The organism is Lysinibacillus cavernae (assembly GCF_009724685.1).
GTDB lineage: Bacteria > Bacillota > Bacilli > Bacillales_A > Planococcaceae > Lysinibacillus > Lysinibacillus cavernae.
In genome coordinates this window covers 282913-296621 of the sequence record NZ_WMEF01000003.1, presented here as the reverse complement: position 1 = coordinate 296621, position 13709 = coordinate 282913, and the positions used below count along the sequence as shown (strand labels likewise).

The 13709-nt window shown below is 37.0% G+C and carries 11 protein-coding genes and 1 other annotated feature; of the genes, 10 read left to right on the top strand and 1 reads right to left on the bottom strand.

Annotated elements, in window-relative coordinates; translation table 11 throughout:
* The first annotated feature begins 129 nt into the window (after positions 1-129).
* A complete protein-coding gene (gene recO, locus GJU32_RS09130) occupies positions 130-915 on the top strand; it encodes a DNA repair protein RecO (RefSeq protein ID WP_155591638.1) in 786 nt (261 codons plus the stop codon).
* Positions 916-1712: 797 nt separating this feature from the next.
* Positions 1713-3449 carry an HD-GYP domain-containing protein gene (locus tag GJU32_RS09125; RefSeq protein ID WP_230874993.1) on the top strand — a complete coding sequence of 579 codons (1737 nt, stop codon included), beginning with the start codon at positions 1713-1715 and terminating at the stop codon, positions 3447-3449.
* Positions 3450-3501: 52 nt separating this feature from the next.
* Here GJU32_RS09125 and GJU32_RS09120 read toward each other — a convergent pair whose 3' ends face one another.
* Entirely contained in the window at positions 3502-4887 is a 1386-nt protein-coding gene (locus tag GJU32_RS09120) for a glycine--tRNA ligase (RefSeq protein ID WP_155591636.1), read from the bottom strand.
* 113 nt (positions 4888-5000) lie between these two features.
* Positions 5001-5178 (bottom strand) — a binding site (T-box leader).
* Positions 5179-5315: 137 nt separating this feature from the next.
* Here GJU32_RS09120 and ccpN point away from each other — a divergent pair.
* The 8 genes from ccpN (at position 5316) to GJU32_RS09080 (ending at position 13696) form a co-directional block, all read left to right on the top strand.
* A complete protein-coding gene (gene ccpN / locus GJU32_RS09115; RefSeq protein WP_155591635.1) occupies positions 5316-5948 on the top strand; it encodes a transcriptional regulator CcpN in 633 nt (210 codons plus the stop codon).
* A gap of 17 nt (positions 5949-5965) precedes the next feature.
* Positions 5966-6778, top strand: a complete 813-nt coding sequence (locus GJU32_RS09110; protein ID WP_155591634.1) for a pyruvate, water dikinase regulatory protein — start codon at positions 5966-5968, stop codon at positions 6776-6778.
* A 207-nt stretch (positions 6779-6985) separates the two neighbouring features.
* Positions 6986-8818: a DNA primase gene (dnaG, locus tag GJU32_RS09105; RefSeq protein WP_155591924.1), complete on the top strand. Its 1833-nt coding sequence runs from the start codon at positions 6986-6988 to the stop codon at positions 8816-8818.
* Positions 8819-8850: 32 nt separating this feature from the next.
* Positions 8851-9978: an RNA polymerase sigma factor RpoD gene (gene rpoD, locus GJU32_RS09100; RefSeq protein WP_155591633.1), complete on the top strand. Its 1128-nt coding sequence runs from the start codon at positions 8851-8853 to the stop codon at positions 9976-9978.
* Between the two features lie 232 nt (positions 9979-10210).
* Positions 10211-10777 carry a hypothetical protein gene (locus GJU32_RS09095; protein ID WP_155591632.1) on the top strand — a complete coding sequence of 189 codons (567 nt, stop codon included), beginning with the start codon at positions 10211-10213 and terminating at the stop codon, positions 10775-10777.
* Between the two features lie 390 nt (positions 10778-11167).
* A complete protein-coding gene (gene cccA, locus GJU32_RS09090; protein WP_155591631.1) occupies positions 11168-11527 on the top strand; it encodes a cytochrome c550 in 360 nt (119 codons plus the stop codon).
* A gap of 353 nt (positions 11528-11880) precedes the next feature.
* Complete coding sequence (locus GJU32_RS09085) at positions 11881-12573, top strand: tRNA (adenine(22)-N(1))-methyltransferase (RefSeq protein WP_155591630.1); 693 nt, start codon at positions 11881-11883, stop codon at positions 12571-12573.
* A 1-nt stretch (position 12574) separates the two neighbouring features.
* Positions 12575-13696 carry a Nif3-like dinuclear metal center hexameric protein gene (locus GJU32_RS09080; protein ID WP_155591629.1) on the top strand — a complete coding sequence of 374 codons (1122 nt, stop codon included), beginning with the start codon at positions 12575-12577 and terminating at the stop codon, positions 13694-13696.
* Positions 13697-13709 lie beyond the last annotated feature (13 nt).

The following is a 13709-nucleotide window of genomic DNA, read 5'->3' as shown; positions in this document are numbered from 1 at the left end:
TTAGGTACAGAAGACGTCCTCCTCTATTGGGGAGATGGGTCCGTAATTGATAGTCTTACTATTGAGCTTTCCAAAACATTTTGGAGAGCTCTATTTTCATGGACAGCTTTTAAAGAAAGGAGGAGGACTATGCTTCATAAATGGGAAGGCATTGTTTTAAAGGTGCGGGCTTATGGTGAATCCAATAAAATTGTCATTTTGCTGACACGTGAGGCTGGTAAGGTGGCTACGATGGCTCGAGGGGCAAAAAAGCCATCTAGTAGATTGGCGTCGGTAACACAACCCTTTACCTATGGCATGTTTATGGTACAGCATCATACAGGCATGGGGACACTGCAACAAGGAGAACATTTGAATTCGATGCGTCATATTCGTGAGGATATAATGGCCACTGCCTATGCTAGCTATATCATGGAGCTAGTGGAACGAGTTGTGGAGGAAGGGAAACCTGAGCCATTTGCTTTTGATGTATTACTACAAGCATTACAAGCAATAGAGGAGGGCTATGATCCTGAAGCCATAACACTCTTTGTTGAATGGAAGATGTTGCCCTATACAGGTGTACAACCTATTTTACATGCATGTGCAGCCTGTGGTGCTGTAGATGGTGAATTTGCTTTTTCCTTTGCACAAGGAGGATTTTTATGCCATCGCTGTTATCAGCATGACCCCTACATCATTCGCTTAACACCAACACAACTTAAACTTATTCGTATGTTCTATACTGTTCCAATCGATCAAATAGGAAAAATAGAACTGAAAAAGGAAACAAAATATTTTATCAAAAAAATCATTACAACCATCTATGAAGAACAAACAGGTATTCGTTTTAAAACCCGGAAATTTATTGAGCAGCTAGAGCGAACTCCTGAATTGCAAATACGTTCTAAAGAAGAAATGCCAGAAGATCTATAATGTTCTTCTGGCATTTTGCGCTATTTAAAATTCATCCTCATATAAGAAACCCCATTGGCCAGCAATTTTTTACTTTCAATATAAAGGTAGGCCGTTTCCTCTAACAGCAATGCTAACTATAATACCTTATTTATACCAACAGTTGGGACTGTGAAAAGAGGAAATTTCATCCCCCATCAAGACAACCTAGAGTAATTGCACTAACGCTTTGCTTTCGCGTATTTCGTCACGTATAGTGGGGAAGATCTATACCTCAAGCGTTACTTTCCGTACAAACAAATTTGCTGAACGATACATTCATAGAGTTATTCCATTAACTTTATTGAATCTAAGGGGTGTGCTGTAAATGAATAAAATTTCAATTTTTACAAAATAAAATTATCATATAAAATTTACTTTATTTAATAAATATATATTTCAATAATTTATTTCGAGAGTCAAAATACCTTGTTATATCATTTGATTCTGTATATGTATATTATTTTATAGGTAAAAAGATTTGTATTTTTGTTTAGTTTTCAATATATAAATGGTAGAAACTAATCACCTGAGTCCCATATACTAGTTGAAAAGGCATTTTAACCTATGATATTGTAATTGATATAGATAATCGTATTTATATTTTTTATAGATAATTTAGTCGTTTAATCCCCGTCAAGACAAATGGACGCTAGATAAAATTTAGACATACCTATGAAATGAAAAAAGCCTCTATCAGCAAAACGTATTTTTATACGTTTATCAGAATAACGCAGTCCTATGGAAGAAGGAGGGAGTCACATCTTACTTAGTACATTGTGGATGTGGCAGAAAATATGCTACGAAAAGTAACCTTAAGTATTCATGAAGTTGAAGCAAATGATATATTAGCAGAGGATATTTTCTCAGAGTATCGTTTATTGGCTAAAAAAGATTTAGTTTTAACTGAACGGATTATTGCCTTACTTAAGCTTCGTAAAGTAGATGAATTATCGGTCTATTTACCAGCTGGTTCAGTTCGCGTTGTGCATGATTTAAGTGCTCAACGGACAAGAGAATATGAAGATCTTTTCGCCCCATTAATTGAAAAAAGAGATCCAGTAGATGAATATAAAGAAACAGTTAGTCAGTTGTTTATGACAACGCTAGAGAATGTCGTACATGAATTACGATATGGACAAATACTGAAAAGCACGCAGGATACCGCCTATGTACGAGGTGTTTTTGAAAAGATTTTAGAACAAAAACATCGCTATGAGTTACTGATGCGTTTAAAGGAATGGGATGAATATTCATTTGTCCATTCATTTGATGTATTTGTATTAGGGACAATCTTTGCCAGATACCTAGGTTTAACAGACATCGAAACATTAGCAAGGGGTTATTTGTTCCACGATATTGGGAAGGTCTTTATCCCGCGGGAAATATTAAATTTAAAGCGTAAACTCTCTGAAGATGAATTTGAAATCGTGAAAACGCACACAACAAAAGGTTATGACTTACTAATAGAACATCAGGAGGAAGACATCGCCTATTTAGCACGAGATCATCATGAACGCTTTGCGGGCAAGGGCTATCCAAATCAACTTTGTGCGGATGATATGAGTGAGGGTGTACAATTATTACAAATTATAGATGTGTATTCAGCAATGACCTCCAAGAGAGTCTACCACGCTGGCTACGGTGCTACAGATGCATTAGCTGTTTTATACAGGGATCGTCATTTATATAATGAGAACTTTATGCATAAATTTGTAGAATGCTTAGGGATTTACCCAGTCAACTCGGTTGTGATGTTATCGGATAATCGTAGTGCTCAAGTAGAGCTTGTCTATGATTTATTTCCTACATTGCCAAAAGTGAGATTGCTAGATGAGCAAAAATCAATGAACTTACCTTTGAATTATAGTGTGAAAATTACGAAAATGATTGACTATCGGGCGAATAGCTTTGAAGAGATTTTTAACTTATTTGTAGAACAATTAATTCGCTGTGACGAAGAAAATCTGAGAATTCATTTTAATAAATTAATTGACCATTTACATCCTAAAGAAATTGTCTTGAAAATTTTCTTACCCGCATTTCGCATATTGCGTTTATTAACGAGAGAAATTCAAACGGATATGACGAAATATAGAAACTCTATTAAAATATTAAAAAACCTATTAGAAGAGCAATTAAATGTTTTATACATGGATTATCAGCATGAACAAACGACCATATTAGTAGTGGAAACATCACTTCGCGAGAACTTCTTCATTAAACTTGTGCAAAGTATTTTGTATATAGATAAAATCGTGCCATTTTTCATAAATCCAGATGATGAGCAACGTATTACACAATTGATGGGACATTGTGATGTTAATGTCGCCTATTTTATTGAAGATGAACAAACTGTTGACAAAAGGGTTCGTCCAATGCGAGAAGGCGCATTTCTTTATTATTCTCTAGCAGATATTGAAGAAATACTTGTGAGCTTAATTGGTATGAGTATGAAAAAGTTTTCGTTCGAGGAAAAAATGCAAGAGCGTTTATTTTCATTATATAAAGCATAAGGAAGAGGGAGCTGCCATATTGGCGTCTCCCTCTTTTTGGTCATCAAAACGATTAGAATTGAAGATGTTTTTCAATATATGCTTTTACTTCTGCAATCGGCATACGAACTTGCGTCATAGAATCACGATGACGTACTGTTACTTGGCCATCCTCTTTTGAATCAAAATCATATGTGATACAGAATGGTGTACCAATTTCATCTTGGCGACGGTAACGTTTACCGATTGATTGTGATTCGTCAAAATCAACAGGGAACGCTTTGCGAAGCTCTGCCCATACATCTGTTGCTTCATCAGATAATTTTTTAGAAAGTGGTAGAACGGCAGCTTTAAATGGTGCTAGTGCAGGGTGGAAACGTAAAACCGTACGTTTATCGTCACCTTCCAGCTCCTCTTCATCATAAGCATCACATAGGAATGCTAGTGTTACACGATCAGCTCCTAATGATGGTTCGATGCAATAAGGAACATAGCGTTCATTTGAAACAGGGTCGATATAAGTGAAATCTTCACCTGAATGTTCCATATGTTGTTTTAAGTCGTAATCCGTTCGATCAGCTACGCCCCAAAGCTCTCCCCAACCAAATGGGAATTTGAATTCGATATCTGTTGTAGCGTTAGAGTAGTGAGATAGTTCATCATCTTCATGATCACGAAGACGCATAGAGTCTTCTTTCATGCCTAAGTTTAGTAACCAATTCTTACAGAATTCTTTCCAGTATGCATGCCATTCAAGGTCTTCACCAGGTTTACAGAAGAATTCAAGCTCCATTTGTTCAAATTCACGAGTACGGAATGTGAAGTTACCAGGAGTGATTTCATTACGGAAAGATTTACCGATTTGTGCGATACCAAATGGTGTACGTTTGCGCATTGAACGTTGAACGTTTTTAAAGTTTACGAAAATACCTTGGGCAGTTTCTGGACGTAAATAAATTTCGTTTGTTGAAGACTCCGTTACACCTTGGAATGTTTTAAACATTAAGTTGAATTGGCGAATGTCTGTGAAATCCGCTTTTCCACAATCAGGGCAAACTACGTCGTATTTAATCATTGTTTCTTTCATTTGATTGAATGTCATACCATCAACAATGATTTCATCACCCTTTGCTAATGCAGCATCTTCGATAATTTTATCTGCACGATGGCGAGCTTTACACGATTTACAGTCAATCATTGGGTCATTGAAGTTACCAACGTGACCAGAAGCAACCCAAGCTTTTGGATTCATTAAGATAGCGGCATCGATACCTACATTGTACTCTGATTCTTGGACGAACTTTAGCCACCATGCTTTTTTAATATTGTTTTTTAATTCAACACCTAATGGACCATAATCCCACGTGTTCGCTAGTCCTCCATAAATTTCAGAACCAGGGAAGACAAAGCCTCGATGTTTTGCTAATGATACGATGGTTTCCATTGATTTGTTAGCCATAAAATAGCCTCCTTCAAGTTTTTCATATTGTTCTTTTAGCGGTAAAACGCCAAAGTTTTTTCATTCAGTTAAAACTAAATGAAAATAGCACCCGTCTCCGGGCACAATGTATGCCCAGGGACGAGTGCTAATACCCGCGGTTCCACCCTGATTGTTTTAAACGATATGTTTAAAACCTCTTTTAAAAAAGTTAGCTCAGGGAGTGCCTTTTCTCTGTTGCTTTGTAGACTTTCACCATCTTCTACTCGCTATTAAATGGAACAGATACTTTTTTCCCATCATCGCCTGTATAACGCAATTTTGCTCGAAAATACAGATAGAGCAAGCGTATGTGTCAATATTGTAGCATGTAGTTCTTTAATTCGCAATAATTATTAAAATAGTATATAATAATTGAGCATAAGTATAACACTATTAGATTTGAGGCGGTGAGTCCAATCGAACTCAATAAACGTCAGGAAGACATTTTACAAATTGTGAAAGAAAACGGCCCTATTACTGGGGAACATATTGCAGAACGTCTCAATCTGACAAGAGCAACTTTAAGACCAGATTTAGCGATCCTAACAATGGCAGGATTTTTAGATGCAAGACCGAGAGTAGGTTATTTTTATTCAGGTAAAAAGACATCCGTTACATTAATGGATAGTATTCACAATTTAAAAGTGAAAGATTTTCATTCAGGCCCTGTCGTTGTCCCAGAAACAATGACGGTTTATGATGCAATTTGCTTTATGTTTTCGGAAGATGTTGGTACACTCTTTGTCGTAGATAAGAATGAGTTTTTGACAGGCGTACTATCTCGCAAAGATTTACTACGTACAAGTATTGGTACGCAGGATTTAAATAAAATTCCAGTACATATTATTATGACACGTATGCCAAATATTTCGTACTGTGAAAGGTCAGATTCTTTAGTTGTTGCAGCGAACAAACTCATTGATAGAGAAGTTGATTCGCTACCAGTAGTTGAACCGCAAGAGGGTGGTTTGACCATTGTAGGTCGTCTTACAAAAACAACGATTACACGAGCTTTCTTATCTCTTGTACAAAATGACTAAATTTGAAGGAGAGCTGTATGAAAAGACTACGCGTATTTGTTGTTTCTGATTCTGTCGGTGAAACTGGTGATCAAGTTGCGAAAGCAGTTATTAGCCAGTTTCGACCAGGTCTTGAAAATACTGTGATTCGTCGATTTCCACATATTCAATCAGAGGAGCTTATTCGTAAAATTGTTTTCCTTGCAGCGCAACAGCAAGCATTTATCGTTTATACGCTTGTTCGTCAAGAAATGCGAAAATTATTACATGATTTATGTGAACAAGAAAAAATTCATGCTGTGGATATTTTAGGGTCGGCTTTACAATCCATGGCAACCTTTATGGAAGAAAACCCATTAGAAACACCAGGAATTGTACACATGCTTGATGATGATTATTTTAAAAAAATTGAAGCGATTGAATTTGCAGTAAAATATGATGATGGTAGAGATCCACGTGGATTATTACAGGCGGATATTATACTCGTAGGTGTATCAAGAACGTCCAAAACACCACTTTCACAATATTTAGCCCATAAAAAATATAAGGTGGCGAATGTACCTTTAGTTCCAGAAGTAGAACCACCAGAAGAACTTTTACAGCTAAATCCAAAAAAATGTTTTGGCTTAATCATCACTCCTGAAAAGTTAAATTCTATAAGGAAAGAAAGATTAATGTCTCTCGGATTAAATGATGATGCCATCTATGCGCAGCATGAACGGATTTTAGAAGAGATACAACACTTTGAAAAAATTGTTGGTAAAATTGGCTGTCGGGTGATTGATGTGACAAATAAAGCTGTCGAAGAGACAGCAAATACAATCATTGAACATATTTTGACCTGTAAATAAGCATGTAATTTTAAACCACCTCGGTTAGTAGAGGCGGTTTTTTTTGAGTGGATTTTGAAAATAGTATAGATAAAAACTAATTTTTGTTTTATAATAATAAAATTGTGGTAAAAATATTTATAAGAGAAAAATCCTAATTTTTTGTCGAGAAATAAAGGAATTTTAAAACGAATAGCGAATTGTGTTTCTAGAACGCAAAAATTAAAGATGGTGATGGATTTGGCAGGGAAGATTCCAGAAGAAGTAATTGAACAGATTCGTACACAATCGGATATCGTTGATGTTATTAGTGAATACATGCAGCTTACCAAGCGTGGGCGAAATTGGTTTGGCCTCTGTCCATTCCATGGAGAACAAACACCGTCTTTTTCAGTATCAACAGACAAGCAAATTTTTCATTGCTTTGGTTGTGGCGCGGGGGGAAATGCCATTACTTTTGTAATGGATATGGAAGGCATATCTTTTCCTGATGCAGTTGTGAAACTTGGAGAACGTGTTGGCATACATTTAGATGTTGAGCCAAGTTTTCCTGGGGGAACAAAAAAGATATCTAAAGCAGAAGAAAGGATGAAAGAAGCACACGCTTTTGCAGCAGATTTTTTTCACCATTTACTGTTGAATACAGAGGATGGCGAAGAACCTTTAAATTATTTGCTAGAAAGAGGATTTACAAGGGAACTTATAGAATCTAATAACATTGGTTGGTCTCTCCCAAGCTTTGATGCATTAACAATATTGCTTGAAAGAAAAGGTTATAACTTACAAGAAATTGCGGAAAGTGGCCTAATCATTAAGCGAGATGGAGAGGAACGTTATTTTGATCGTTTTAGAGGACGTATCATGTTTCCGATTCGAGATGAGAATGGTAAAATTATTGCCTTCTCAGGACGAATACTTTCATCAACGGGTGAGGAAGCGAAATATTTAAATAGTCCAGAATCACCAATCTTTCAAAAAAGTGAAGTGCTTTATAACCTAGATAAAGCACGAACTTCTATCAGAAAAAATCGTCAAGTAGTATTGATGGAAGGTTTTATGGATGTTTTAGCGGCCAACTCTGTAGGTGTAATGAATGTCGTTGCGACAATGGGTACTTCGCTAACAAATCAGCATATCACAAAGCTAAAACGCTTAGTAGAGCAGATTACGATTTGCTATGATGGTGATAATGCTGGATTTGATGCGGCGAAACGAGCGGCTCAATTACTACATACGGAGCGCATGAAAGTCAATATTGCTGTGTTGCCAGAAAAATTAGATCCTGATGAATACATTCACACTTTAGGTGGACAAGCGTTTAAGGAACAAATTTTGGAAAACCCTCATGCGTATATTGCTTTTATGATGATGCATGCTAGACGCAATAAGAACTTTCAATTTGAAAATGATACGCTTCAATATATTCAAGAAGTTCTTGAGCAACTCGTAGGTAGATCTTCACCGGTTGAACGAGATTTGTATATACGACAGCTGTCAAAAGAAACAAATATTTCGGAAGATGCCATTTATGCCCAATTCCGAAAACTGGAGGCCAATCAGGTACGTTCTACAAAAGTAGAAATGCCTACACAGACGCCTTCAATGCCAGTCACGCAGCAACAAAAGCCTATGGACGCAGCCGAACGTGCCGAACGTTTATTACTGGCTCATATGCTTCATAATATAGATGTAGTGGACAGGGTATTACGTAGTGAGCAAAAAGAGCCATTTGTACGAGATGCTTATATGGCTGTTTTTGTTCGCTTAGTAGGATTTTATGAGGAATATGGTCATCCTGATTATCAACGCTTCGTGGAAATTTTAGAAGATGCCGAATTACGGAAAATTGTCATGGAAGCGGCTTTAGTCGAGCGAGATCCTGATCAATCAGAAGCAGAGGTTATGGACTCCATCCGTCAGCTTCAAAAATATAGAATTGAGCAAGAAATTTATCAAAAGATGCATGAGTCAAAGGAAGCGGAGAAGATGCATGAGTATGCACGTGCACTTGAAATCGCCCAACAGATTATTCATTTAAGAAAATCGTTATCGGCGATTTAACCCGATTCGGTTGTTTAGAAGGAGGAAGGTTTATGGCGGACAAGTCAGAACGTTCAAAAGAGATAGAAGTAGAAATTACATTAGATGATGCAAAAAAATTCCTACAAGAAAAAGCAAAAACAGAAGGTGAAATTTCAATGAAAGAAATTTCAGAGAAACTAACACCTTATGAATTGGAAAATGAAGAAATTTTCCATTTTGCAGAGGATCTTGAAAAGAATAAAGATATTCAAATCATTGGAAAAGAAGAGTTTGAAGAAGAAAGTCTAATGAAGGAAGAAGCGAGCGAAGAGACTTTCGACTTAAATGATTTGAGTGTGCCACCAGGTGTTAAAATCAATGACCCTGTACGTATGTATTTAAAGGAAATCGGTCGAGTAGATCTACTATCTGCTGAGCAAGAAATTGCTCTTGCTGAGCGTATTGAGCAAGGAGACGAAGAAGCACGTAAACGTCTTGCAGAAGCAAATTTACGTCTTGTAGTATCGATTGCGAAGCGTTATGTTGGTCGTGGAATGCTTTTCCTTGATTTAATTCAAGAAGGAAATATGGGTCTTATTAAGGCCGTTGAAAAGTTTGATTACCGTAAAGGGTTTAAATTCTCGACTTACGCTACATGGTGGATTCGTCAGGCGATTACGCGTGCAATTGCTGACCAAGCTCGTACGATTCGTATTCCTGTTCATATGGTTGAAACCATAAATAAATTAATACGTGTACAACGTCAACTTTTACAAGATTTAGGCCGTGAACCTTCTCCAGAAGAAATTGGAGAAGAAATGGATTTAACACCTGAAAAAGTACGTGAAATTCTAAAAATTGCACAAGAACCAGTATCTCTTGAAACACCAATTGGAGAAGAAGATGATTCACATTTGGGAGACTTTATCGAAGACTCAGAAGCACAATCTCCATCCGACCATGCAGCCTATGAACTGTTAAAAGAGCAATTGGAAGATGTACTTGATACTTTAACAGACCGTGAAGAAAACGTACTTCGTTTACGTTTTGGTTTAGATGACGGTCGTACAAGAACATTAGAAGAGGTAGGAAAAGTTTTTGGCGTAACACGTGAACGTATTCGTCAAATTGAAGCGAAAGCACTTAGAAAATTACGCCATCCTTCTCGCAGTAAACGTTTAAAAGACTTCTTAGAATAATTTTAAATAGATGGAGCTATTCCAATAGGGTGAAATACCTAGCTGGTATAGCTCCTTTTTTATATATTCCAAAGGTAAATAAGCCCAGCTTTTCGCACATCGATTTTCGACAATAATAGATAATTAGAATGAAGGAAAAGAGAGATTTGCTACTTTATACAGATGTGTTTTCAAATAGTGTGAGATAAAATTGTAATACAACCATTATTAAGCAATGTTTGGAGCAAACTCTATGACAAATCCTCGAAAAAAAATAATCCTTAATGAAATTTTGTTTTGGAAGCAAAATAAACTTTTACCAGAGCACTATTGTGACTTTTTAGCAGCTCTTTATACAGAGGGAGCTGATATAGAGGAGTTAGAACCAGTGCAACATCCTAAACAAGCGATCTTGCCATCAGAAAAAAGAAGAATGGTCCTGTTAGTAGTGGGTCTATGTATCGCCATAATGGCTGTTTTGGTTATCTATTTTACAATAAAATCTTTAACATTGATTTTAACAGTTGCTGTGGGAATAGGTGCTTGTATGTTATTCATCACTGCATGGCAAATGGCACGAAATAAACATCTACTAGCGCCTATTTTTCATTTACTAGCAGCTATCCTGCTATTTAGTATGTCTATTCGCATTTGTACTACATATTTTAGTGGAAATAATATCGTTTTGTTTTGCTTGATTGCAGCAAATTGTATGATTTGGCTATGGTCAGGTATAAAAATGAAGCTGTTCTATTTCACTATCTCAGGTGCTTTAGGGTTACTGGCACTGATTGGGTATTATATCATAAGTTTATCTTGATACAGCAGATATACAAACTTCTGTTGAATGAAAGGTACATCGTTTAAAATAGCTAAGTTCTGTGTCAATTTACCTTGTAGGATAATAAAAATCTGTACGCTGAAACTAGCATACAGATTTTTTTATTTTTTCGGTATATGAATGTTTGCAAAGGGTATGATAACAACATAAACGTAATAAAACATAGAGGTTAAAGAGGATAAAAGTGACCAAATTTTGGTGTTTGCAAGACATATTTTATCCAATAGATACAGAAATGTCGAATTTGTTACAAACAAAGGAAAACTTAGCGAATAGGCTTTTCGTTTCTTTGTTAATGAAGTACAATATTAGATGTTGACTGATTCTATATTATAATAGAAGTAGACTTAAAATGAGGAGGGGAATCTTATGAAAAACAATCCAGTCGTTCCTTACATCTTAATTCTGGCATTTGGTATTGGTCTTATTTTCTTCATGTCTTTACAAGGTGCAGATAACAAGAAAGAAATTGCTGCTGAACATGAGGGCGGTGGCGAAACTACTGAAACTACAGACGCAAATGCTGATGGTTCAGCGCTAGTACAATCTTGTATCGGTTGTCACGGTGGTGATTTAACTGGAGGTATGGGTCCAAATCTACATGGCTTAGATGAAGCACATATCGTAGAAGTTTTAACAAAGGGTATCGAAGGTACTCCAATGCAACCGAACATGAAAACTGAAGATGAAGCAAAAGCGATCGCTGAATACATTTCTACTTTAGAATAGTATGACTGACAAGTAGCTGTACTGACATAGTACAGCTACTTTTATCTTGATTCAACAAATGTTATTTTGTATTCAAAGCGAAGTATCAGGTACAATAGACTCCCTTTTCTATCGGGGGAAGAGAAATACTTGTTTTACCTTTTTTCATGGGGTATTCAAATGCCTGCTGAAGTAGGGAAACACCGTCTAAGAAGCGCCAACATCCTATGGCAATGACGATAAGGCGTAATAGATCTGCAAGTACATAATAAAAATGGGGTTGTCCACATAGATATGTGAGACGACTCCATTTGTTTTTTTTCACAACATCATCCATACTATTAATGGACTCTATTTAAGATAGGCGGTATAAAATGAACGCACAAAAACTTTCAAAGCGATTAGAAACAGTAGCAAATTTTGTTCCAACAGGAGCTATAATGGCGGATATTGGTAGTGACCATGCCTATTTACCATGCTATTTAATTCATAAAGGGACAGCCTCTTCTGCAATAGCAGGAGAAGTGGTAAAAGGCCCTTATGAATCAGCGGTAGGACAAGTACAAAAGGAAGGCTTAACTGAAAAGATAACAGTACGTCTTGCTGATGGATTAGCAGCAATAGAAATGACTGACCATGTGGATACGGTGACAATAGCTGGAATGGGAGGACCTTTGATTGTTTCCATCCTAGAGAATCACCCAGAAAAACTTCAAGGTGTCACGCGTCTTATCTTACAACCAAATATTCATGCCAAGGTCATTCGTGAATGGGCTTTAGCACATCAGTGGGCTATTCTTGATGAAGAGATTTTAGAGGAAGATGATAAAATCTATGAAATTCTTGTGCTGCAAAGAGGCCAAATGAAGCTTTCTACTACAGAGATTTTATTTGGACCTAAATTGAGCCCACGTAAATCACCAGCATTTATTAAAAAATGGATGCGTGAAAAAGAGAACTGGCAACGTGTACTACAATCCATTGAAGATGCAGAACAAACACCAGAAATTGAAGAAAAACGTGCAGAATTGATGGCTCTTATTCATTTAGTGGAAGGAGTTTTATAAGATGAAAACCGTAAATGGTCAAGAAATCATTCAAGTGTTCGAATCTTGGTCGCCCAAAAAACTAGCTTGTATGGAAAATGACCCAATTGGTTTAGCTATTGGTACACTAAACAAACCTGTTAGTAAAGTGTTGGTGACATTGGATGTCAATGAAGCCGTTGCGAACGAGGCAATTGAAAAAGGCTGTGAACTAATCATTGCCCATCACCCACCAATTTTTAGACGCCTAGCGAATATCCGCACGGATCATCCAGCAGGGCGTTTATATGAAAAGCTTATCAAACATGATATTGCTGTTTACGCGGCTCATACAAATTTAGATGTAGCTGAAGGTGGAGTCAATGACTTACTAGCAGATGCCCTTCAGCTAAAAAATCGTACATTATTAGAAGAAACGTATGCAGAAAATCTGTTAAAGCTTACTGTCTTTATACCAACTGCAAATGCAGAGAATTTACGTGAGGCGCTTGCAAAGGCTGGGGCGGGCCGTATTGGTGACTATGAAGCCTGTAGTTATACGACTACTGGAGAAGGACGTTTCCGTGCATTAGCGGGTGCAAATCCGTTCGTGGGCTCTGTTGGCGAGTTACATGTTGAGGAAGAAGTAAAGGTAGAGGTCGTATTTCCTGAATCCATGAAAAACCGAGTGTTAAAGGTGATGCTCAATAGTCATCCCTATGAGGAGCCTGCCTATGATGTCATACGTCTTGAACAGCAAACAAATGTAATGGGATTAGGGCGTGTAGGTTACTTATCAGAAGAGATGACCTTACACCAATTTGCTGAGTTTGTTAAGCGGCAGTTAGATGTACCTGCAGTTCGTGTAGTTGGTGATTTACAGTCGAAAATCAGCAAGGTGGCGCTTGTTGGTGGGGACGGTAATAAATATATTTATGCGGCGAAGCGTGCTGGAGCAGATGTCTTTTTAACAGGCGATATGTATTTCCATACAGCACAGGATGCACAGACCATTGATTTGCAAATTATAGATCCTGGTCATCACGTAGAAAAGGTGATGATAGCGGGTGTAGCAAAAAAAATGGCTAAATTGTGTGAGGATAAAAAATATCTTGTTGAATTTGTACAATCAACAATCAATACAGAACCATTTTTATTTGTATAAGCGAGGGGAACGA